Annotated in this window: 20 protein-coding genes and 4 pseudogenes; 15 read left to right on the forward strand and 9 right to left on the reverse strand. The window is 65.4% G+C overall.

The window, feature by feature from the left end:
- Positions 1-3: 3 nt before the first annotated feature.
- From ACRARE_RS02690 to ACRARE_RS02700, 3 genes are read left to right on the forward strand one after another with little or no spacing between them, the layout of a single operon-like run.
- Positions 4-543: a VOC family protein gene (locus tag ACRARE_RS02690; protein WP_432654868.1), complete on the forward strand. Its 540-nt coding sequence runs from the start codon at positions 4-6 to the stop codon at positions 541-543.
- 3 nt (positions 544-546) lie between these two features.
- On the forward strand, positions 547-1,809 hold the full coding sequence (locus ACRARE_RS02695) for a ribulose-bisphosphate carboxylase large subunit family protein (protein WP_432654869.1): 1,263 nt from the start codon (positions 547-549) through the stop codon (positions 1,807-1,809).
- The gene (locus tag ACRARE_RS02700; protein WP_432654870.1) at positions 1,809-3,095 is read left to right on the forward strand and encodes a four-carbon acid sugar kinase family protein; all 1,287 of its coding nucleotides are present in this window, start codon (positions 1,809-1,811) and stop codon (positions 3,093-3,095) included. The genes ACRARE_RS02695 and ACRARE_RS02700 overlap by 1 nt, the downstream gene beginning before the upstream one ends.
- Here ACRARE_RS02700 and ACRARE_RS02705 read toward each other — a convergent pair.
- Positions 3,089-3,937 (reverse strand): DMT family transporter, encoded by an 849-nt coding sequence (locus ACRARE_RS02705; RefSeq protein WP_432654871.1) that lies wholly within the window; start codon positions 3,935-3,937, stop codon positions 3,089-3,091. The two genes, ACRARE_RS02700 and ACRARE_RS02705, sit on opposite strands and share 7 nt — an antisense overlap.
- Before the next feature lie 154 nt (positions 3,938-4,091).
- Between ACRARE_RS02705 and ACRARE_RS02710 the strand changes: the two genes are divergently transcribed.
- From ACRARE_RS02710 to ACRARE_RS02720, 3 genes and pseudogenes are all read left to right on the forward strand, one after another.
- Positions 4,092-4,991: a LysR family transcriptional regulator gene (locus ACRARE_RS02710; RefSeq protein WP_432654872.1), complete on the forward strand. Its 900-nt coding sequence runs from the start codon at positions 4,092-4,094 to the stop codon at positions 4,989-4,991.
- A 690-nt stretch (positions 4,992-5,681) separates the two neighbouring features.
- Positions 5,682-5,807: pseudogene (locus ACRARE_RS02715) on the forward strand (IS256 family transposase); the annotation flags it as partial.
- A gap of 70 nt (positions 5,808-5,877) precedes the next feature.
- Positions 5,878-6,009 (forward strand): annotated as a pseudogene (locus tag ACRARE_RS02720) (transposase); the annotation flags it as partial.
- Positions 6,010-6,046: 37 nt separating this feature from the next.
- On the opposite strand, the gene ACRARE_RS02725 reads toward ACRARE_RS02720, so the two are convergent.
- The 6 genes and pseudogenes from ACRARE_RS02725 to ACRARE_RS02750 all read right to left on the reverse strand — a co-directional run bounded on the left by ACRARE_RS02725 (position 6,047) and on the right by ACRARE_RS02750 (position 11,302).
- Positions 6,047-7,300 (reverse strand): phosphopentomutase, encoded by a 1,254-nt coding sequence (locus ACRARE_RS02725; RefSeq protein WP_432654873.1) that lies wholly within the window; start codon positions 7,298-7,300, stop codon positions 6,047-6,049.
- Positions 7,293-7,979, reverse strand: coding sequence for an ABC transporter permease (locus ACRARE_RS02730; RefSeq protein ID WP_432654874.1), 687 nt, complete (start codon positions 7,977-7,979; stop codon positions 7,293-7,295). The genes ACRARE_RS02725 and ACRARE_RS02730 overlap by 8 nt, the downstream gene beginning before the upstream one ends.
- Positions 7,980-8,039: 60 nt before the next feature.
- On the reverse strand, positions 8,040-9,029 hold the full coding sequence (locus ACRARE_RS02735) for an ABC transporter substrate-binding protein (RefSeq protein ID WP_432654875.1): 990 nt from the start codon (positions 9,027-9,029) through the stop codon (positions 8,040-8,042).
- Positions 9,030-9,068: 39 nt separating this feature from the next.
- On the reverse strand, positions 9,069-9,836 hold the full coding sequence (locus ACRARE_RS02740; protein WP_432654876.1) for a nucleoside phosphorylase: 768 nt from the start codon (positions 9,834-9,836) through the stop codon (positions 9,069-9,071).
- Positions 9,826-10,593, reverse strand: a complete 768-nt coding sequence (locus ACRARE_RS02745; protein WP_432654877.1) for an ABC transporter permease — start codon at positions 10,591-10,593, stop codon at positions 9,826-9,828. Before ACRARE_RS02745 ends, ACRARE_RS02740 begins: the two co-directional genes overlap by 11 nt.
- Positions 10,593-11,302, reverse strand: a pseudogene (locus tag ACRARE_RS02750) (ABC transporter ATP-binding protein). Before ACRARE_RS02750 ends, ACRARE_RS02745 begins: the two are co-directional and overlap by 1 nt.
- A gap of 398 nt (positions 11,303-11,700) precedes the next feature.
- Between ACRARE_RS02750 and ACRARE_RS02755 the strand changes: the two are divergent.
- From ACRARE_RS02755 to ACRARE_RS02780, 6 genes are all read left to right on the forward strand, one after another.
- Positions 11,701-12,582, forward strand: coding sequence for a helix-turn-helix domain-containing protein (locus tag ACRARE_RS02755; protein WP_432654878.1), 882 nt, complete (start codon positions 11,701-11,703; stop codon positions 12,580-12,582).
- A 160-nt stretch (positions 12,583-12,742) separates the two neighbouring features.
- Positions 12,743-13,753, forward strand: coding sequence for a TRAP transporter substrate-binding protein (locus ACRARE_RS02760; protein WP_432654879.1), 1,011 nt, complete (start codon positions 12,743-12,745; stop codon positions 13,751-13,753).
- A gap of 104 nt (positions 13,754-13,857) precedes the next feature.
- Positions 13,858-14,355 (forward strand): TRAP transporter small permease, encoded by a 498-nt coding sequence (locus ACRARE_RS02765; protein WP_432654880.1) that lies wholly within the window; start codon positions 13,858-13,860, stop codon positions 14,353-14,355.
- Entirely contained in the window at positions 14,352-15,635 is a 1,284-nt protein-coding gene (locus ACRARE_RS02770; protein ID WP_432654881.1) for a TRAP transporter large permease, read from the forward strand. Before ACRARE_RS02765 ends, ACRARE_RS02770 begins: the two co-directional genes overlap by 4 nt.
- A gap of 28 nt (positions 15,636-15,663) precedes the next feature.
- Positions 15,664-16,509: a dihydroorotate dehydrogenase electron transfer subunit gene (locus ACRARE_RS02775; RefSeq protein ID WP_432654882.1), complete on the forward strand. Its 846-nt coding sequence runs from the start codon at positions 15,664-15,666 to the stop codon at positions 16,507-16,509.
- Complete coding sequence (locus tag ACRARE_RS02780) at positions 16,506-17,432, forward strand: dihydroorotate dehydrogenase (RefSeq protein WP_432654883.1); 927 nt, start codon at positions 16,506-16,508, stop codon at positions 17,430-17,432. Before ACRARE_RS02775 ends, ACRARE_RS02780 begins: the two co-directional genes overlap by 4 nt.
- 8 nt (positions 17,433-17,440) lie before the next feature.
- Here ACRARE_RS02780 and ACRARE_RS02785 read toward each other — a convergent pair whose 3' ends face one another.
- Complete coding sequence (locus ACRARE_RS02785; protein WP_432654884.1) at positions 17,441-18,625, reverse strand: IS110 family RNA-guided transposase; 1,185 nt, start codon at positions 18,623-18,625, stop codon at positions 17,441-17,443.
- 245 nt (positions 18,626-18,870) lie between these two features.
- On the opposite strand from ACRARE_RS02785, the gene ACRARE_RS02790 reads away from it, so the two are divergent.
- Genes ACRARE_RS02790 through ACRARE_RS02800 form a run of 3 tightly spaced genes read left to right on the forward strand, consistent with a single transcriptional unit; the run spans position 18,871 to position 21,211 of the window.
- Positions 18,871-20,151 carry a Zn-dependent hydrolase gene (locus tag ACRARE_RS02790; protein WP_432654885.1) on the forward strand — a complete coding sequence of 427 codons (1,281 nt, stop codon included), beginning with the start codon at positions 18,871-18,873 and terminating at the stop codon, positions 20,149-20,151.
- Positions 20,148-20,858: an orotate phosphoribosyltransferase gene (locus ACRARE_RS02795; protein WP_432654886.1), complete on the forward strand. Its 711-nt coding sequence runs from the start codon at positions 20,148-20,150 to the stop codon at positions 20,856-20,858. Before ACRARE_RS02790 ends, ACRARE_RS02795 begins: the two co-directional genes overlap by 4 nt.
- Before the next feature lie 32 nt (positions 20,859-20,890).
- Positions 20,891-21,211, forward strand: a complete 321-nt coding sequence (locus ACRARE_RS02800) for a hypothetical protein (RefSeq protein ID WP_432654887.1) — start codon at positions 20,891-20,893, stop codon at positions 21,209-21,211.
- Between the two features lie 270 nt (positions 21,212-21,481).
- On the opposite strand, the pseudogene ACRARE_RS02805 reads toward ACRARE_RS02800, so the two are convergent.
- Positions 21,482-21,676 (reverse strand): annotated as a pseudogene (locus ACRARE_RS02805) (integrase core domain-containing protein); the annotation flags it as partial.
- Between the last annotated feature and the right edge of the window lie 343 nt (positions 21,677-22,019).

Genomic DNA, 22,019 nt, shown 5'->3' on the forward strand with positions numbered 1-22,019 from the left:
CCGATGAGCACTCTTCTTGGCCCCATCCGACAGCTGGGCATCGTCGTCGACGATATCGAAGCCGGCATGAAACACTGGGCGCAGGTCATGGGCGTCGGCCCTTGGTACTATAACCCGCAGGTGCCGATCGAGGATTACACCTATGATGGCGAAAGCTATCAGCCGCATAACTCGGTCGCGCTGGCCAATTCCGGCGACATGCAGGTCGAGCTGATCCAGACCCGCAACGACGTGCCCTCGATGTATCGCGATTTCATGCAAAAGGGCCTGCGTGGATTGCAGCACGTGGCCTTCTGGACGACCGAGTTCGACAAGGATCTGGCGATGATGCTGGACAAGGGGTTCACCGTGAAGATGTCGGGCTGCGTCGGCAAGAACGGCCGCTTCGTCTATTTCGCCGAGGAACATCACCCGGGCACCTGCATCGAGCTGTCCGAGGTGCTGGGCCCCAAGGGCCGCATGTTCGACCTGATCCGCGAGGCCTCGCAGGGTTGGGACGGCTCCGACCCGGTGCGCCCCTTCCCGGACCTTTCGGCGATCTGATCCATGGACCGCATTACCGCCGACTACCTGCTGGAAACGCCCTTCCCCCTGACGGACGTGGCCGCGATGATGGCCGGAGAGCAATCTTCGGGCACCTTCGTGCGCGTCGCGGGCGAAACGGACGAGCTGCGCGCCCGCTCTGCCGCCGAGGTGCTGAGCGTCGAGGACCTCGGAGAGGTCCCCGCGCCCACGCTGGCCTCGGCCTACCTCGACCGCAAGGGCGCCCCCGGTCCGGTGCGTCGCGCCCATGTGCGCATCGCCTTCCCGACCGGCAACATCGGGCGCAACCTGCCGACACTGGCGGCCACGGTTTCGGGCAATCTCTACGATATCGGAGAGATCACCGGGCTGAAGCTGATGAACGTGACCCTGCCCGCCGCCTACCGGGCGCGCTACCCCATGCCCGCGCAGGGCATCGCGGGCACGCGCGCCAGCCTCGGCGTCACCGGGCGGCCCGTCTTCGGCACGATCATCAAGCCCAACGTTGGCATGACGCCTGAGGCGATCGCCTCCCTCGTGGCCGACCTCTGCGCCGCCGGTGTCGATTTCATCAAGGATGACGAGGTCTGCGCCAATCCCGACATCGCGCCCCTGTCGGCCCGGGTGCCGCTGGTGATGGACGCGATCAAGCGGGCCGAGGACGCCTCTGGCCGCCGGGTCATGATGGCCTTCAACATCACCGACGAGGTGGACGCCATGCGCCGCCACGCCGATCTGGTGGCCGAGAATGGCGGCACCTGCGTCATGGCCTCGCTCAACTGGTGCGGGTTGTCTGGGATGGAGACGCTGCGCGCCCATACCGATCTGGCGATCCATGGCCACCGCAACGGCTTCGGCGCCATGAGCCGCCATCCGGTGCTGGGCATGGCCTTCCCGGCCTACCAGGCACTGTTCCGGCTGGCAGGGGTGGATCACATGCATGTCCACGGTATCGGCGGCAAGTTCGTCGACAGCGCCGAAGAGGTGACCGAGGCCGCCCGCGCCTGCCTTGCGCCCCTCACCGCAGGGGCGGATGACCGGGTCATGCCCGCCTTCTCCTCGGGACAGTGGGCGGGCACCCTGCCCTCGGCCATGGCGGCGGCGGAAAGTCCCGATTTCATGTTCATGTGCGGCGGCGGCATCCTGGCCCATCCCGACGGACCTGCGGCGGGCATTGCCTCGCTGCGCGAGGCCTATGCAGCGCTGTCCGAGGGCCTTGAGCTGGCCACCGCCGCGCAGGATCACCCGGCACTGGCGCGGGCGCTCGCCTTCTTCGGGGCGCGTTGATGGGGGCGCGCATTGTCTTCATCGGTGACGATTTCACCGGCGCCTCGGACAGCCTGGCCGCCTATGCCCGGCGTGGGCTGCGCGCCCGGCTGGTGACCGGCGACAGCGCCCCCCGCACCGACCTGGACGTGCTGGGGATCGCCACCGACCTGCGCTCGCTGCCGCCCGCACAGGCGCTGGAGACGCTGCACCGGCTCTGGCCGATGGTCGAGGCCGAGGGGCCGGAGATCCTTCACCTCAAGGTCTGCTCGACCTTCGACAGCGCCCCCGGTGTCGGCTCCATCGGGGCCGTCGCCAGCGAACTGCGGCGCCTTTACCAGCCCGACATTCTGGCAGTGATCGGCGGCCAGCCGAGCCTCGGGCGGCACTGCGCCTTTGGCACCCTCTTCGCCCGGGGGCCGGACGGGGAGGTGCACCGGATCGACCGCCACCCGGTGATGGCCCGCCATCCCGTCACCCCGATGACAGAGGCCGACCTGGCCCGCCACCTGGCGGCCCAGGGCCTGGATCTGCCGCTGCGGATTGCGGCCCCCGACCTTGCCGATCCGTCGCGCACCGCCACGCAGCTGGCCGAAGGCGCGGCCCTGGTCGACGTCATGTCCCCGCAGGACCAGACGCTGATCCGTGCGGCGCTTGACCTGCTGCCGGGGCGCAAGCTGTTGATTGGGGCCAGTTCCGTGGCCGAGATCCTCGGCGGCGACCTCGGCGAGGCCCCCGCCCAGCAAACGACCCCCGCCCAGCAAACGACCCCCGCCCCGCAAACGACCCCCGCCCCGCAAACGACCCCCGCCCCCCAACAGGCCCGGCGCGACGGCGGCGTCCTCGTCTTCGCCGGTTCCCGCTCTTCGGTGACGGCGGCGCAGGTCGGGGCGGCCGGGGCGTTCCACCGCGTCCCCCTGACCCCGGCCCTTCTGTCCCAGAGCGGCAGCGCGGGCCGTCTCGCGGCGGACCTGCCCCCCGGTCGCGACATTCTGATGCACCTGATCCCCGAGGCGGACTATCGCCGCGATCCGGCCTCTCTGGCCGACGTCTGCGCCAGCTTCGTCCAGGAGGTCATGACGACCTACCCCACCCGCGCCCTTGGCCTTGCCGGGGGCGATACCTCCAGCCGGATCGTCGCGCAGCTGGGGTTCGAGGCGCTCGACTTCGACCGGGACTTCGGCCAGGGCGCCTGCGTGTGCCGGGGCCTGCATGTCGATCAACGCCTCGACGCGCTGCCGATCCTTCTGAAGGGCGGACAGATGGGCGCCCCCTCGCTGTTCCGGGATTTCGCTGAAGCCTACTGAACGAAACCGTCCCCAGTGCGCCTGCGCCCTGTTTCCCGCCAGATGATGAAAAGGCCGCTGCCGATGATCAGCACCGCGCCCGCCGCCGCAATCGCATCCGGCACCTCTTGCCAGATCAGCCACCCCAGAAGGCTCGCCCAGACCAGCCCGGAGTAGTCTAGCGGCGCGACAATCGCCGCAGGGGCCAGGCGAAACGCCTGGGTCATCATGGTCATGCCCGCCGTGCCGAACAGCGCAATGGCCACGAAGCTCCAGAGGTCCTCTAGCGTGAGGGGCACCCAGACCAAGGGCACCAGAAGCGCGCTAAGCAGCGCGCTGGCGCCGGTCAGGTAAAGCAGCATGGTCCAGACGCTCTCGCGCGGATCGACCCACTTTGCGCTGAGCATCAACAGGGCATAGACGAAGGCGGTCATCACCGGCAGCAACGAAACCGGCTGGAACGCATCCAGTCCGGGGCGGATGATGACCAGCACGCCCAGGAACCCGACAAGGACCGCGACCCACCGCCTGCGCCCGACCCGTTCGTGCAACAGCAGCGCGGACAGCGCCGTGATGAAGAGGGGGGCTACGAAGATCAGCGCCGTCGCCTCGGCCAGTGGCATGTAGCGGAAGCTGGTGAAGAACAGCAGCGTCGCGCCGATCCAAAGCGCACCCCGCAGCAGGTGCGCCGCCGGCCGGGCCGAGCGCAGCGCCTTCGGCCCACCAATCAGCAGCGTCAGGAGTATCGCGGCTGGCAAGGCGATGATGTTGCGCAGGAACAGGATTTGCAGCGGCGAATATCTGTCCACGAGATGTTTCGCGAGCGCGTCGTTCACGCTCAGGCAGGCGACGCCAACCCCCATCAGAATCACTCCTGCCGCCCTGCTGTCCGCCGATTTCGTTGCCCCTGCCGACATGCTGCGCCTCCCTCTCTCCGCCAGGCAAGGGTAGGTGCTGTGCAAACGTCCGTAAAATATATTACACTCGACCAACTAATATACTCAGAGAACCAAAGGCATGCGGGCAGAGATGGACCTGCGCCAGATCCGGCACTTCCTGACCGTCGCCGATGAATTGCATTTCGGGCGGGCGGCCGACCGGCTGAACATGACGCAGCCACCGCTCAGCATGTCGATCCGACGGCTGGAAGAGGATCTGGGCGTTCAGCTGTTCCACCGCACGACCAAGAGCGTTGCCCTGACGACCACCGGCACCATCCTTCGGCACCACGCGGTCCAGGTCGTGTCGGACTTCGACCGGCTGCCCTCCATCGCCCGGCAGGCCGCACGCGGCGCGCTCGGCACCCTCCGGCTATCCTTCGTGAGCATTGCCAGCTTCGACCTGTTGCCACGACTGGTCAGCCGGTTCCGACAGGCATTCCCCCAGGTCCAGATCGACCTTCAGGAAGCAACCAGCGATGTGCAACTCGACGCTCTGGCGGACGGGACGATCGACGCTGGCATCATCATTCGCCCGTCCGCTGCCCTGCATCCCCAGATCTGTTCCCGCACGCTGCGCCACGACCCCCTGGTGGCCGCCGTATCCGACCGCTGGGCCCCGGCAACGTCCCTCGCATCCGGAACGCTGGACTTCCGGTCAATCGCCGACGCCCCGCTGATCTTCTTCCCCCGCCCTTTCGCCCCCGCCTATTACGACGCGGTCGAGGCGCATTACGCGGACCATGGACGGCCCCTTCAGATCCATCAGGAAGCCATTCAGATGCAGACCATCATCGGTCTGGTCGCAGCCGGGCTTGGTGTCTCCCTGGTTCCCAAATCCATGGCCGACGCCCGCAACACGGGTGTGCACTACCTGGACCTTGCCGGGACGGCGCCACAGGTCGACGTGTGCATGATCTGGAAACGTGATGCAGACCAGCCCGCCCTCCAGGCCTTCCTGGAGTTCATCGACACCTGAGCGCGGGCGGTCCCGGATCGCCAAACTGTTCCCCAGCGCCAAAGGCCGAGGCTGCCGCCCCGGGCCTCTCGCCCTCCTGCGATGCCCGCTTCAACCCGCCGCCTGCCCCTCTCCCCTTCCCGGGGGGCAACGGTGGCAGCGCCAAGACACATGACGCGCACCGCGCTCGCCCAAAAGCGCCGCGCCCGAGCGGCACATGGCGATTCTCGGAGCCGAAACGCAAAGCGAGGCCGCGCGCGACGGCAAGAGCGCGGGCCTTCAGAAGGTCGTATCTGGAACGGAAGGATCCAATTCAGCCAAAACAAGGTTCAACCTGGGTGGCTTACCCAATGTTTCAAAGCTGGATGGAGGAAGTGGCGCACCGGGGAGAACAACGCGGTTTCCTTGAACTACAATTACTTATCGGTCAGATTTCCAAGAATGCGCACCTATAGTATTCAAGGCTTTACGACCTACGTTCCAATACGTTCGGGCCTCGGGAAGCGACCTCACTCACATATACGTTCGAAGACGCGACCGGATAGTGTCCCTTCGCTTGGTGTAGGAGGCCACGCGCGAAGCCTTCGGCGTAGCGCAGCGCGCGGCCGCGGGTGACGCTGGTGGTCACCGCCGTTCTTCGGGAAAGGTTCGGGTTGCGACACTCGACACCAATACGGAGAAGACGATGCGCGATGAAAGAATCGGTGGTGCTTGCTCCTGATTGAACAGCGCGCCGATGGCGATCTCGTGCGCGAGATGCTGGCCTATGCCGCCGAGCGCATCATTGAGATGGCAGTCGAGGCAAAGACCGAGGCGGCGAATGGAGTGATCTATCCCCCCGAAATTCGGACACTGACATAGGCTACGATTTGCAGTCTGCTGATCTTTGAAGAGAAGAAGATCAGAGATGTCGAAACGGAAGCCGCACGCGCCTGAGTTCAACGCGAAGGTCGCGCTGGAAGCCCTTAAAGACGAGGAGACGGCCGCCGAGCTGGCAAGCCGGTTCGGGGTGCATCCGACGATGATCCATCAATGGAAGGCCGGACAAACGACCGCTTCCCAAAAGACACACGAAATCATTTGCGACTTGCTATGCGGGAGCCATCAACACAAGGGACTCGGGTGGTCACCTGACGTTCCCGAAGGTGGCCCAGTACGATCTCAGCCAGGTCGGTGAAGGGGCGCACGTCCGGCGCCAACCTCACGCCGCGGGCCAATAAAGGCACCCGTTCGCGGGTGTGATCCGTACCGACCCAGGATGGATCATTCCCATGATCCGCCGTCAGCAGCAGCACATCGTCGGGCGCCAGTCGCGAAAGAAGCTCCGGCAGGCGGGCATCGAAGCGCTCCAGCGCCATGGCGTAGCCAGAAAGGTCACGGCGGTGACCATAGAGGCTATCGAACTCGACGAAATTCGCGAAGACTAGGTCGCCTGGCGCGGCCTGGTCCGTGGTTTCCAGCAGGCGGTCGAACAACCCCATGTCGTCAGACGCCTTCAGGACGCGATCAATGCCCCGCCCCGCAAAGATGTCACCGATCTTGCCGATCCCATGCACCTTGCCACCCAGTCCCTGCACCCGATCGCAAAGCGTGGGCCCATCCGGCGCAATGGCATAATCGTGTCGGTTCGCCGTGCGGGTGAAGCCAGTCGCGGGCGTGCCGACGAAGGGGCGCGCGATGATCCGGCCAATGTTCATCGGATGGAAGATCTCTGCCGCGACCTCGCAAAGCGCCAGCAAACGTTCCAGCCCGAAAGTATCTTCATGGGCCGCGATCTGCACCACGCTGTCGGCGGAGGTGTAGAGGATCGGCTGGCCGCTCTCCATGTGCCGGGCCCCGAAGCGCGTCAGAAGGTCAGAGCCGGAGCCGTGGCAATTGGCCAGCGTGCCCGGCAGATCGCCGGCAGCGATCAGCGCCGCCATGGCCTCTTCGGGGAAAGCCGGCACCTGGCGCGGGAAGTAGTGCCAGTCGCGGTCCAGCCGGTGGCCCGCCAGCTCCCAATGGCCGGTCTGGGTGTCCTTGCCGGCGGAGGCAGATTGCAGCACGGCCCAGCTGGCCGCAGTACCGGGCGCAGAGGCCTCGGGAGCGCCTTCTCCAGAGGCCAGGCGCAGCGCGGCATCCAACCCCAGGCAATCCATGTTGGGCAGATGCAGCGGGCCCACGCGGCCCCGGTCGTCACAACGCCCCGCCGCACAGGCCTGGGCGATGTGCAGCAAGGTATTGGCGCCGACATCCGGCACCCCGTCGTTGAAAAAGGAATGGGCATCGGGGGCGCCCCCGATGCCGACGGAATCCAGCACGCAGATAAACGCGCGACGCGCCTCAGACATCCGAGAACCGTGCCTCCATGCGCCGCCGCAGATACTCGGCCACCTCGTAGAAAAGCCAGCCAGTCAGCGACAAGAGCAGGACCATACCGATCACCGTCGCCGTATCCGCGTTCTCCTGCCCCATCGACAGCAGGTAACCCATGCCCTCGTTGGAGCCCATGAGCTCACCGATCACCGCCGCTGTCATGGCCAAGGTCGTGGCCACGGTGGCGCCGGCAAAGAGCGTCGGCAGCGAGGCCGGCAGCTCGATATGCACGAAGCGCTGCCAGGCGGTCAGCTTCAGCACCTGCGCCAGGTCCAGGAAGGACTTGTTCACGAAGCGCAGGCCCGACAGCATCCCCGTCATCACCGGGAAGAAGGTGACGATGGCGATCAGCACGATCTTCGGTGCCGGCCCCAGCCCCAGCCAAAGCAGGAGCAGGGGTGCAATGGCGATTTTCGGCGCCGTCTGCAAAAGCAGGATGAGCGGGGTCGCAAGCCGCTCCGTCACGGGGATCCGCGCGAAGATGACCGCGCAGACCACCCCGGCCAGCAGGCCGAAGACGAAGCCCCAAAAGATCTCGACCAGCGTGACCTGGACGTGCCCCAGCAGGCCGGCATTGGCATAAAGGAAGCCAAGACGGTCAAAGACGGTTCCGGGCCCCGGCAAGAGGTACTCCGGCACGTCGAAGAGGAACACGCCCCCGCCCCAGAGGACGAGGATGAGAAAAAGGCCTGCAATCCCGCGTTTCAGCATGGCTTATTCACCGATGGTCGAGGGATCGACCACGAAATCGGTGGCCTTGGGCGCGCTGTCGATCACGCCGTATTCAGCCAGCGTATCCGCGTTGGCCTGCCAGGCGTCGAAGTCCGCCGCGCCCAGGCCCTTTTCCTTGGTCAGATCGCTCTGCCAGACGGAGGCCACGAAGGAGTTCTCGAACGCAGTGGTCAGCAGCTCTTTCTGGTCGGACCAGGTCGGGGTGTACTTCTCGAAGGAGATGTCCAACGCGTCTTCCACGTGGCCGTCGATCACCCACTCGTAGGAGGCGGTGACGGCGTTGGTGAAGCGCTTCACCAGGTCGGGGTCCGAGGCCAAAAGCTTGTCGGAGGTGACGACGACATTGCCGAAGGAGGGCAAGAAGTCGTTCGACAGGATCATCGTGACGTCTTCACCGGCGGCTTCCAGATTGTACTTGCGCAGTTCCGAGAAGACGATGGCGTCGACCTGGTCGCTTTGCAGCGCCTGCACGATGGCACCGGTGGAGACGACTTCCAGCTTGATGTCGTCCATGGTCAGACCGGCCTTCTGCAGACCAACCTGCAGCTGCAGGTAGTTGGGCGACCCCAGCGAGGTGACGGCAACGGTCTTACCCTTCAGATCTGCATAGGTGGAGATGCCGGTGGCTTCCTTGGCCAACAGCGCGCCGATACCGCGCTGGTAGGTGGTGTGCACGACCTTGACGGGCAGGCCGTTGGCCGCAGCCGCGACGACGGCGTCACCGTTGGGGAAGCCGAACTGCACGTTGCCGGCAGCAATGTTGGTCAGGATGTCGGACGCACCGGCATAGATGAACTCGACCTCGATGTCCTGATCGGCAAAGAAGCCGTTTTCGACACCGGCGTAGAGCGGCGAGTAGAAGGGCACTGCGGCGCCGTCGATCTGCATCGTCACCTTGTCGGTAGCGAAGGCGGCCGGGGCGGCGGCAAGCATCGCCAGGGCGGCGACAGTGGTCTTGAAGACGTGGGTCATGGGGAGGTTCTCCTGTTGGGTCTTCTTGTGGTTGCGGGTTTATTTCAGGGCAGCCAGGGCGCGACCGGCGATGGTCAGTAGGCCCCTCTGCGTGGGATCGTAGTCGACCAGCCAGTCGTCCGTGGCACGATTGCCATGCGCACCGATCAGGCAGGCCGCCTGCAGGCCAAGCGCCCGGCCGACAGAGAGGATGACCTGGGCCTCCATTTCGCAGCCGACGGCCCCCTGCTTGAGGAAGCCGTCAAGGAAGGCGCCCTCGGTGCCGTCCGGCAGGGGCCGGTCTTGGCCAAGGTAATAGCTGTCGGTCGAGGCGATGGTGCCGGTATGCGTCACATGCCCCAGCTCGGCCGCGGCGGCGCGCAGGCCGGCCAGGAGCGCCGGATCGGCCAGGGCCTCATAGCCCTGCGCGGCATAGAGAGCGCCGACGCCGGTGTTGCCGATGGCACGGTCTGGGACAAGGTAGTTGCCAACGCCGATCTCGGGCACCAAGGCGGACATGCCGCCGATGCGCACGACCCGTTCGGCCCCCAGGTGCTTCAGCTCGACCAGGGCGATCTCGGCCGAAGGGCCGCCGATGCCGCTGGAACAGATGGTCAGCGGATGCCCCTGGTAGCGCCCAGTGATCAGGGCGAACTCGCGCTTGCGACCGAAGTCCTGCACGTCCTCCAGCATGTCCTTCAGCAGGGCCACGCGGTCGGGATCGCCCGGCACCAGCACGTCGCGGGCGACATCGCCGGGACCGCAGGGCAGATGCGGCGGGCGCCCCCCGGTGAAAGGGAAGCGGGCTGTAGGTTTCTCAGCGGCCATCCTGCACCTTCCAGGCCAGAACGCGGGATTCGATGGCGGTCAGCCCGGCATGCAGGGCGATGCCCAACAGCGAGGTAAGCAGCACGGCGGCAAACAGCAGCGGCGTCTTGTAGGTGGCCCCGGCGAAGGTCATCAGATAGCCCAACCCATCGGAGCCCGAGATCCACTCGGCCAGCACCGCGCCCACCAGCGCCTGCACGGCACCGATCTTCAGGCCCACGAAGATGCCCGGCAGGGCGGCCGGGATGTCGATCTGCCAGAAGCGCTGCAGGGGGCGCAGCTTCAGCAGCACGGCCAGGTCATGCATACGGGAATCGATGCCGCGGAAGCCCGCCAGCGCGCCGATCAGCACCGGGAAGAAAACCAGCGAGAAGATCAGCACCAGCTTGGCGGCCAGCCCCAGGCCGAACCAGACGACGAACAACGGCGCCAGCGCGATCTTCGGCGCGGTCTGCAGCACTACCAGCGGTCCGTCCAGCAGGGTCGACAGGCGCGGCAGCTTGTACAGTACATAGGCCAGCGCAATGCCCGCGACGGCGCCGATGGCCAGACCCATGACGATGTTGTGCACGGTGAACCACAGGTGCGGCCAGAGGCTGCCGTCGACCATCATCTTCCACAGCGTCGAGAAGGTCGCCTGCGGCGAGGGCAGCAGGTACTTGGGCATCCCCATCGGCCCGCTGGCGTACCACCAGGCCACCAGCAAAAGCGCCAGCGCGGCACCGTACTCGATGAAGGAACGGATCTGACGCGGCATCACTCGGTTTCCCGCAGGTCGCTGCGCAGGTCCGATACCAGGGCATGATAGCCGGGCAGCGCCTTGGTTTCAGGCGTGCGCGGATAGGGAAGATCGACCGAATAGGTCTTCTTCAGCCGCCCCGGACGCGGCGACATCACCATGATGTCGGACCCTAGGTAGGCGGCCTCCTCGACCGAGTGGGTGACCAGCAGGATCGTCTTGCCGGTGGCCTTCCATATCTTGAGCAACTCGTCGTTCAGCGTCTCTCGGGTGAGCAGGTCAACGGCCGAGAAGGGTTCGTCCATCAGCAGGATCGGCGGATCGTCGGCGAGGGCTCGGGCAATGGCAGCGCGCTGACGCATGCCGCCCGACAGCTGCTTGGGCAGAGCATCTTCAAAGCCGGTCAGGCCAACCAGGTCGATCAGCTCCTGCACGCGCTTGTTACCTTCGGACTTCTTCGCGCCCGCGGTATCCAGCGGGAAGCGGATATTGTCGCGCACCGTTTCCACGGCAGTAGCACCGCGTCCTGGAAGACGAAGCCCACGGGCCGGCGGGTAGCGCCGGTGTCCAGCGTGATCGTACCGTCCGAGGCCTCCTCGAGGCCGGCCACCAGGCGCAGGAAGGTCGACTTTCCGCAGCCAGAGGGCCCGACGATCGACACAAAGGCACCTTCGGGGATGTGGTGGGTGACGGGCGACAGGGCCAGGACGGAGGCACCGCCGTCCATTTCGAACCGCTTCGTCAGGCCGGAAACACTGATCACGAGGGATGTCCTCTTCTTCGCATACTAGTTTGGCCCCGATTCTGGGCGACAGGCGGCGCGAGGTTCAAGTGCCAACTCTCATTTTTTAGACTGCGTAGCATGTTCTCATCAAAAATGAGAGAATCCGCCCAGAAAAGGGGCGCTCAGTGTGGAAAATCTAAAAAATGCACCTGATTGGCGTCTAGTCACTTCGCCTGAAAACCAAAAATTCCTCGCAAACTTTGGGGAATCGTAGAATCCAGCTAGGATTGCAGGGGCTTGCATCTCGTGATTGGATCATTTCCGAGACGAACCATGACCGGGCGCATTGCGCCGCCAGCCACAAGGACCGTCAAAAAGATCCGTAGGGGGGGGGGCAGCCCGTGACGCAGGCAAACAAGGTGAATTTCGTCGAGCTGGGCGCCCGGTTGCGCGCCCACAGGCTAGGCCGCGCCCTGTCGCCAGAGGATTTGGCCGCCCGACTCGGCATCTCTCGCGCAGCACTCTACCGCGCCGAAAAAGGCGAAATCGCCAAGATCGAGATGCTGACCGCCATCGCGGACGAGCTGCAGGTTTCCCTGCCCTCCCTGCTGGGCGTGGGCATCGAATATGTCGACAACGCCGTCAGCTTCTTCGAGCGGATGCGCCAGATCGAAGAGGATAGCGAGCAGATCATCGGCCTCTTCAGCCCGATCTCCTACTTGGTCACCACGGGTGGCTATGACGCCGTGCTGGCAGACGTAATGCGCGAATCAACCACCGCCGACCAGGGGAAGGATGTCGATCAGATTCTTGATATCCTGAAGAAAAGAAAGACTCGCTTCAATCAGCGCCGGCCGCACCTGGCCTCGATCATCTCGGACGCGGACATCGAACGCTTCCTGCGCGAGGGCCTGATCGGCCGCAGCGAGCTGCCGCCCGCGACGCTGGACACCCGCCGCCGCATGGCCCTGCGCGAAGCACAGCATATCTCAGCGATGCTGCGTGAACCGCTCATCGGAATCCAGGTTGGCGTCGCGCGCGAGCCGATTCCCGCGACCTCCTTCCAGATCGTGCGCAAGGGCAGCGAATCGACTCTGACCATTTCGCCCTTCCGGCTGGGCCATAACCCCAACATCCGGATCGGTGTCGGCCTGATTACCTCGGCCCCCGAGGCGCTGAAGCTGCACGAAGGGATCACCCAACGCCTCTGGGCCAGCTCGCTCAAGGGTCGCGAGGCTGCCGACCACGTCGACGCGCTGATCGAAAGGCACGGGATTCACTAAGCGGCCGTCACCCCCTCCGCTCAAAAACTAGACGGCCTAAAGCTGACCATCCGATAAATTTTCTCTGCCGTCTCATTTTTTAGATTTTTCCATTGACCCCCTGCGCCACCATCGTGATCCTTCAGGCATCAGACAAGATGAGCATGACAGGGAGTCACAGATGTTCCGCAAAACCACCGTCCTCTCCGGACTGACAGCACTGGGCCTGGTTCTGGCCTCCGGCGCGCAGGCGCAGGAATACGTCGCCAAAATCGGTCACCTCGAAAGCCCGGCGCAAAGCCGCAACGTGACGCTTGAGAAGGTCGCCGAACTGGTGAAAGAGCGCACCGACGGCGAGGTCGAGTTCCAGATCTTCCCGCAGGGCCAGCTGGGCAACCAGCGCCAGATGAACGAAGGCGTCCAGCTGGGCACCATCGAGGGCACCGTGGCCCCCGCCGCCTTCCTGGGCGGCTTCAACCCGGCCGTGTCGATCATGGACATCCCCTACCTGCTGCCCGAAGACGACGCCAAGGCGCAGGAACTGCGCGACGGACCCTTCGGCCAGGCGCTGTTGGACACCTTCTCGGACAAGGGCATGTTCGCCGTGACGCTCTGGCCCAACGGCAAGAAGCAGTTCACTTCGAACAAGCCGCTCGACAGCCTGGCCGACTTCGCCGACCAGAAGTTCCGCGTCATGGACAGCTCGATCCTGATCGAACAGTTCAACGCCCTTGGGGCCTCGGCCATCGCCCTGCCCTTCGGCGAGCTCTACACCTCGCTGCAGACCGGCGTCGTGGACGGGGAAGAGAACCCGCTGGATACCATCATGAACATGAAGTTCTACGAGGTGCAGGAGTACCTCGTGGTCTCTGATCACGGCGCCATGGAAGATGTCGTGCTGTTCAACCCGATGTGGTGGGACAGCCTGCCGGCCGAGTACCAGGAGGTGATCACCACCGCCTTCCACGAAGTCATCCCCGAGCTGACCGCCCACAAGGCCGCCGCCGTGGAGGAAGCGCTGGAAACCATCGAGGCCGCCGGCACCAACGTCCGCGTCGCCGGTGAGGAAGAGCGCGCCGCTCTGCGCGAAGCCACCTTCGGCCCGTCCTCCGAGGCCTATGTCGCCAAGGCCGGCGACACCGGCAAAGCCCTGCTGGCCACTTATGAAGAAGCCTACGAGGCGCTTCAGTAAGCCGTTCCCATGGCTTCTCTCCCCGGGCCCGTCTTTCGCGGCGGGCCCTCCCCCTTCCGGCCCCTGCTGCAGGTGGCCCGCCCCGACTGCGCGAGGCACATCCCATGAAATTCCTGACCCTGCTGAGGACGATCGAGCGCAGCCTTCTGGTGGCTCTCTTCCTTGCAATGGTGGTTCTCTATACCAGCTCCGTCGTCACCCGCGAAATCGGAGGCACCTTCGCCTCGCGCTTCGCCTGGGTCGAGGAAGCGGTGCGGATGATGAACCTCTTCCTCGTCTTCCTGGCCCTGGGCCTGGCGCTTGAACGCGGCAAGCACGTCGGCATCACCAATCTGCGCGAACGGCTGCCGGCCGGCGCCATCCGCGCGGTCTGCAAGCTGATCGATCTTTGCGGCCTGCTCTTCGGCCTCTACGTGGCCTGGCTGGCGTTCGGCCTGGTGCAATTCGTCCTGAAGTCCGGCCAGGCCTCGCCCACGCTGGGCGTGCCCATGGGCTACATCTACCTCGCCCCTGTCGTGGGCTTCCTGCTGCTTGCTCTGCGCTATGGCCTTAGCCTGTTCGGCATCATCAACCGCTTCAACGCACAGGAGCAGGCAGAATGATCCTCGCCCTCATCCTCCTTCTTGCCGTGCTGCTGCTCGTCGCCGGCTTCGAAATGTTCCTGGTGCTGGGCCTGCCCGCGCTGGCTTACAAGGAAGCCTTCTACGGCCGTCTGCCTGATGCGGCGGTGGTGCAGAAGATCGTCGGCGGGATCGACCATTCGACCCTGCTGGCCATCCCCTTCTTCATCTTCGCGGCCAACCTCATGGGGTCGGGCCAGATCGCCCGCCAGCTAGTGGGCGTGGTGACCGCGCTGGTCGGTCACAGCCGCGGCGGTATCGGCCACGTGGTGGTCGGCGGCTCGATGGCCTTTGGCGCCGTCTCCGGCTCGGCCCCAGCCACCGTCGCCGCCATGGGCCGCATGGTCTATCCCGAGATGCGGAAGGCCGGGTATTCCGAGAAGTTCTCGCTGGGCCTTCTCGTCTCCTCTGCCGAAACCGCGCTGCTGATCCCGCCCTCGATCACGCTGATCGTCTATGGCTGGATCACCGGCACCTCGATCTCGCAGCTGTTCGCTGCGGGGCTGGGTGTGGGCATCGTTCTGGGCGTGGCCTTCGCAATCTTCGTCGAGATCCAGGCCCGCCGCGACAACGTCAGCCACAGCGACCGCCTGCCCTGGGGCGCCCGCCTGCGCGCCATGTGGAACGCGAAATGGGCGCTTGGCATGCCGGTGATCATTCTGGGCGGCATCTACTCGGGCGTGATCACCCCCACCGAGGCCGCCGCCGTCAGCGTGGTCTATGCCATTCTGGTCGAGACCCTGGTCTTCCGCAGCCTGAACTGGGGCGCCCTGGTCAAGATCACCGAAGACAGCGCGATCAACACCGCGATCATCTTCGTGTTGCTGGCCATGGGCGGTCTGATCTCGTTCTTCGTGACGCTGGCGCAGGTACCGACGGCGATCCTGGGGCTGCTGGACAGCGCCGACGCCGGCCGCATCGGCTTCCTGATCGCGGTGAACATCTGCTTCTTCATCGCCGGCATGTTCATCGACCCGAACTCGACCCTGCTGGTCCTCGTGCCGCCGCTCTACCCCGTGGCGCAGAGTTTCGGCATCGACCCCGTGCACTTCGGGATGCTGGTCACCTTCAACGTCTGCCTGGGCATGATCACCCCACCCTTCGGGTTGGACATCTTCGTCGCCTCCTCGACCCTGGGCAAACCGGTGGCCGACATCATCCGCGGCGTCTGGCCCTTCGTGCTGGTCAACGTGATCGTGCTGCTGCTGATCACCTACATCCCGCAGATCTCCCTCTTCGTGCCGCGCCTGATCTACGGCTGATCCGCGCACTTCCCCGAAAGGTCCTCTCATGACCCTCATCCCTTCGATCCTGTCCGTCCCCCCCTCGCCCGGTGTCACCGCACGCTGCGCCGAGGCCCGGGCCATCGTGCTCTCGAACATGCCGGTCAACGGCGAGTACCGCTTGCTGACCCTGGACGCCCCGGCCGAGGTGCTGGACTGCGCCCCGGGTCAGTTTTTCCAGCTGCTCTGCCCAGTGCCCGAGGGCGAGCACCCCTTCCTGCGCCGCCCGATGTCGATCTACGGCTATGACGCCCACGCAGGGCAGTTGCAGTTCCTCTACAAGATCGCAGGCGCCGGCACCCGTGGCCTGGCCACCTTGCGCGCGGGCGACACGCTGAACGTGCTGGGCCCGCTGGGCCAGGGTTTCACCATGCCCGACGCCTGGCAGAACCTGATGCTGGTGGCGCGCGGCGTGGGCTTGGCCACCCTGGCGCCTCTAGCCCGGATGGCACAGCAACAGGGCCGCAGCCTGACCGCGATCTGCTCGGCCCGCAGCCCGGAACTAGCCATGTCGGTCGACCTCTTCCGCAGCTACGGCGCCGAGGTCATCGTGGTGCATGACGAGGACGGCTCGTCCGAGGTGCCGGCTCTGGAAGCCCTGATTGAGGCGCGCATCGCCGCAGGCAGGGTCGATGCCTTCTACACCTGCGGCTCCCGCCGCCTTCTGACCATGCTGCAGGGCCTGGGCCAGAAGCATGGCATCCCCGGCGAAATCGCTATGGAGCAGCAGATGGCCTGCGGCCTGGGCATGTGCCAGGCCTGCGTCCGCCCCTTCCGCGAAGGCAACGAGGTCGTCCACCGCCGTGTCTGCCGCGAAGGTCCCGTCTTTCCCATCTCGGAGGCCATCGCATGAGCACCCCCGACCTCTCCGTCAAAGTCGGCGAGCTGACCTTCGCCAACCCGATCATGCCCGCCTCCGGCACTTTCTCCGAAGATCTATCGGACGTCTTCGACCTGGATGTGCTGGGCGCCCATGTGCTGAAGACAATCATGCACGGCAAGCGCGCCGGCAACCCGACGCCGCGGGTCTGCGACCTGCAGGGCGGCATGCTGAACGCCATCGGCATCCCGTCCAAGGGGATCGACGATTTCCGCGACCGGATGCTGCCCTATTGGTCCGCCTACAAGGCGCCGCTAGTGGTCTCGATCTCGGCCCACTCGATGGATGAGTTCGCCCGCCTCGCCGCCGAGGTCTCGCTGCCCGGCGTGGCGGCGATCGAGGCCAATATTTCCTGCCCGAACATCGAGGCAGACGGCAACGCCTTCGCGATGCGTCCCGACACCACCGCCGAAGTGATGCGCCGCCTGCGGGCCGAGACGGACCTGCCGCTCTGGGCCAAGCTGACGCCCAACACCGGAGAGCCGGTCGCCGTGGCCATGGCCGCCGAAGCCGAGGGCGCCGATGCAATCGTCACCGCGAACACTGCGCTTGGCATGTCCATCGACGTGCGAACGCGGCAGCCCAGGTTGGGCAACGTCATGGGCGGCATGTCCGGCCCCGCGGTGAAGCCTATAGCGTTGCGCATGACGTACCAATGCGCCCACGCCTGCCGCGTGCCGGTGATCGGCTGCGGCGGCATCGCCACGCTGGACGACGTGCTAGAATTCCTCATCGCCGGCGCCGCCGCCGTGCAGGTCGGCACCGCCACCTTCCGGTCGCCCACCGTCATGGCCCGGCTGATCGCCGAACTCTCGGACTGGATGCAGGAGCAGGGCGTCACCTCGCTCGGCGAGATCATCGGCTCGGTGCAGATCCCGGGCGGAGAGGCAGCCTAATGGACGAGTCAAGCGGCAGAATTGAAGTTTTCGGCGAAGGGCTGTCTGGTATTGAGTATTACCCAGATCACGTTGATGCGTCTTCGGGCGAGCGCGATGACAGCCTGGTTGTGTCTTTTCCCCTCGGCACGTTTTCGATCGTAGAACGCTTTGCTTTCGGGGTGGCAAAGCGCGACGAAAGCGGACTGGAAGAAGACCCGCTTGAGCGCCTTGTCGCCGCCGGTTGCGCGGCGGATGGCGTAGGATTTGCCCGACTGGCGCAGAACCGGCGTGAGGCCGGCCGCGGCAGCGAGCGCGTCAGCGGAACGGAAACGGCGGATGTCGCCGATGTTGGCGATGAGTTCTGCCGTCATCACGACCCCCATCCCGGGCAGGCTCTGGATGAGGGCCGCGTCAGGGTGGCAGGCGAGCAGTTCGGCGATGTCGCGGTCGATCCGGTCGCGCATCTCGCGGGCGCGCAGGGCCTCGGTGGCCAGTTCTTTGACGAGGCGAGCCCGGGTCAGGGCGCCCGGCACGTCCACGGTCTGCGCCTTGGCGAGGGTAATCGCCTCCTCGGTCAGCTGCGCCACGCCGCGCGAGAGCGGGGCCAGGCGCATGATCTTTCTTGCGGCGCTTGCCGGTCGCGCAGCGCGAAGTTCATGCGGGGCGGCAAAGAGGCTGAGGAAGGCCAGACCGGTCTTCGTTCTCACGTCGATCCTGCGCTCAAGTGCCGGAAACACCGAGGACAGCAGGTCGCGCAAACGCGCCAGGCAACGGGTCTGGTCGCACACGATCTCACTGCGCCGACCCACCAGCAGGCGGATGTTCACGTCGATCTCGCGCTCGATGTCAACGGGGCGCAGATCATGGCGTGTGCGCGCGAGCTCGGCGATCGTGGCCGCGTCGCGCGGGTCGGACTTGTTCTCGCCGCCCCGCATCCCCTGCCGCGCCCGGTTCACCGACAGGCCCGGCACATGCACCAGCCGAAAGCCCGCCTCCACGATCATCGCACACAAGAGCGTGGCGGCACCGCCGAGAATGTCGAGCGCGACCGTGACCTCGTCTGCGCCAAGCGCGCCAATGTCCTCGATCAGGGCAGCAATCTGGTCGGGCTGTTTTACTACGGAGCAGCTGAGAAGCGGCTTGGCGTTCCCGTCGATCGCGCAGGCCCAGTGCACCTCCTTGGCCACATTGAGGCCGATAAATACCTTCATGGCAATCCTCCTGTGCCATTCCCCATCAGGCAGCCCTCCCATGCCGTCCTCGCCCTACACAGCGATGATCCGCAGAGCCTAATCAGCGGTCAGGTCAGGCGTTGGGACCGGGTGGTTCTGCCTCTCGAGCCATCGAGGGCGGCCAGCATGATAGCCATGCCCGGTCCCCTGCCTCCGCACAGCATCGCACCAACCGTGCAATCCGCAAAGACACGCGTCGAAACGCAAGAGAAAGGTAGGGCCGCATGATGCTACAATCCCTCAAGAGCCACGACGATGCGGCCATGGGCGCCCTGGCGGCACAGGTCTTCGACGGCATTCGCGCCCTCTCGCCCGACACCGCGGGCGTCAGCCGCCCTGCCTTTTCGGACATCGAGACGCGGACGCTGGACTGGCTGGCCGATTTCGGCCGCACCGAGGGCCTGCACGTCGAAGAAGACGCAGGCCGCAACCTGCTGTTCTGCCTGCCCAAGGATGCGCAGGCGGAAAGCTGGGTGCTGATCGGCAGCCATGTCGACAGCGTGCCCATGGGCGGCAACTACGATGGCCTGGCGGGCGTCGTGGCGGGGCTGATCGTCCTGATCCGCGCCGCGCGCAGCGGCCGTTCCTTCCGGCGCCCGGTCAAATGCCTGGCCATGCGCGGCGAGGAAAGCGCCTGGTTCGGCGCCTGTTACCTAGGCTCCAAGATGCTGACCGGGCAATTGCCCAACGCGGAACTTACCGCGGCCCACAAGGGCGATGGCCGCTCGCTGCGTGATCACCTGGACGGCCTGGGCATCGACACGGCGCCGCTGGCCGCGCGGACCCCGATATGCGACCTGTCGAAGATCGAAGGCTACCTGGAACTGCACATCGAACAGGGCCCGCTGCTTGTCGAACGGGGCCTGCCCGCCGCCGTCGTCTCGGGCATCCGGGGCAACTTCCGCCACCGGCTGGTGCGCTGCATCGGCGAGGCCGGGCACTCCGGCGCCGTGCCCCGCGCCTACCGCCACGACCCGGTGCTGGCCTTTGCCGAACTGATGCACCGGCTGGACGACACCTGGAACCACCTGCTGCGGACCGGGCGCGACCTGGTGCTGACCTCAGGCATCGTGGGCACCAACCCGGCCTCGCACGCGATCTCGCGCATCCCGGACGAGCTGGGCTTCTCGCTCGACATCCGCTCGCAGGATGCGGCGATCCTCGACCAGATGCGCGCATACCTGCGCGAGCAGATGGACGACATCGGCCGCAGCCGTGGCGTGCGTTTCGACACCGGCGCCGAGGTGGCCGTGGCCCCTGCCCTTATGGACCCCACCGTCATAGTCGGGCTGGAGACCGCCATGGCCCGGGTGACGGACGAGCCCTTCATCATGCCCTCGGGCGGCGGCCATGACGCGGCGATCTTCGCCCAAGCGGGCATTCCTGCCGGTATGGTCTTCGTGCGAAACCGCAATGGCAGCCACAATCCCGACGAAGCGATGGAAATCGGCGATTTCCTCGTAGGCACAGCGATCCTTTCCGCCTATCTGGAGGCGGAAGAATGAAGGAAGCCCTGCCAATGCAGCTCTCGCCCGAGACCCGCAAAGATTTTGCGCACCGCACCGCGCGGGCGCTGCTGGACATCGGCGCCGTGGAATGCGCGGGCCAGCGGCCCTTCATCCTGTCCTCCGGCGTGGCCAGCCCGGTCTACATCAATGTCCGCAAGGTAATCTCTTACCCCGCGCTGCGCGAGATGATGATGGGCTTCGCGACCGAGATCCTGGATTCTGAGATCGGGCGCGACCGCATCGATGCTGTCGCCGGCGCCGAAACGGCCGGCATCCCCTTCGCCGCCTGGATCGCGGCCCTGGCCGGCCTGCCGATGCAATACGTGCGCAAACGCGCCCAGGGCTTCGGCCCGGCGGCTCGGATTGAGGGCGTCTCGACTTCCGGCCAGCGGGTCCTGCTGATCGAGGATCTGACCACCGACGGCGCCTCGAAGATCCGTTTCTGCCAGGCCCTGCGCGAAGCCGGGCTGAAGGTGTCGGACGTGCTGATGCTGTTCCACTACGACATCTTCCCCGAGACCCGTGTCGCGTTGGACCAGCACGGCCTGCGCCTGCACGCCCTGGCCAACTGGGGCGACATCTTGACCGAGGCCGAGACCCGCGACAGCTTCCCCCGCCCGGCGCTGGATGCGCTGCGGGCCTTCATCGACGCACCTCTCGACTGGTCGGCCGCCCATGGCGGCGCCGGCAGTCTTTCCTTCTGACCCTTCACGTCCCGTTCCGAAAGGAGACACCTATGTTCACCCCGCTTCTGGAGACGCTCGCCGAACAGGGCAACGGTATCCACGCCTACCGGGCAGCTTCGCAGATGTCGTGGCAAAAGGCCGCCGAGATCCCCGACCATGCCGCCGCCTTCTACCTGCTGGCGACGACTATCGACGCCTTCGTCGACCGCCACGAGCGCATGCCCCTGATGTTCGCCGAGGTCAAACAAAGCTTTGCCACCCTCAAACAGGAGATCGAAGCCCTTAGCGCAGCCTATGCAGCCGGCGACCCAGCCCAGATCCTCGAGGCCCTGAACAAGATCGCCGCAACCCGCGCGGCAGAACTGGACTGAGCGCAAACATCACGGCACCCCAGGCTTTCGAAGGCCGGCTCTTCTTGCGAAGGTCCGGCCTTCTTCGTTCTTCCCTGCCGCGTCCCTGCGGTAAATCGGACGCGAAGTCAGGCTCTGGACTTCGGTAACGGGTCTCCGTCCGTCAGGCGATTTTGCGCTTGAGATCAGATCCCACAAACTGGTTTCGTGAACGCGGTCGTTTCGATTGACAGTTCACGGCTCGAGTCGAGGGGTAATCACGCCGTTTTAAAGGGGGCTTCGTCGTGGAGTTTAAGCGGCCATTCTCAGTTTCTGGACAGGCGTGATCCTGTTATTGCCCATGTGGCGGCGCTCGTTGTTGCAGGACCAAAGCCACTCGGTGGCAGTCTGCTGCACTTCCACGATGCTCTCGAAGACATTGAAGTCCAGCCATTCATGCCGGACCGTCCGGTTGTAGCGCTCGACCTATGCGTTCTGCTGCGGCTTTAGCTCACCTGAGCCCGTCGAGGGACGGAATCTAACGGTTTAGGCGCTTAAATCACTCCAAAACCTCTCACTAGTGTGGGCTTTTTTCTCCAATTAGCCGAGCACGAAAACTGCGGTCCCCTCACCGGTCAGGAGCATATCACCCAGATTTTCAGGGTACCCCCGGGGAGGAGGGGCGCGAGAGCAGACGTTCCTGTGCCGCGCAGCGACGGTTCACTCGCAGCCCTTCTGCGACATTCCTGCCAGGCGCAGCATGACCCCAGGCATCGACACTTCGGGCGTAGAGCGGTAGTTCGCTGCGGCAGCGAATTCGCTTGCGCTACAACAAGAAAGCAGGAATTCG

The organism is Pseudooceanicola aquaeponti, assembly GCF_050897975.1.
Taxonomy (GTDB): Bacteria; Pseudomonadota; Alphaproteobacteria; order Rhodobacterales; family Rhodobacteraceae; genus Pseudooceanicola.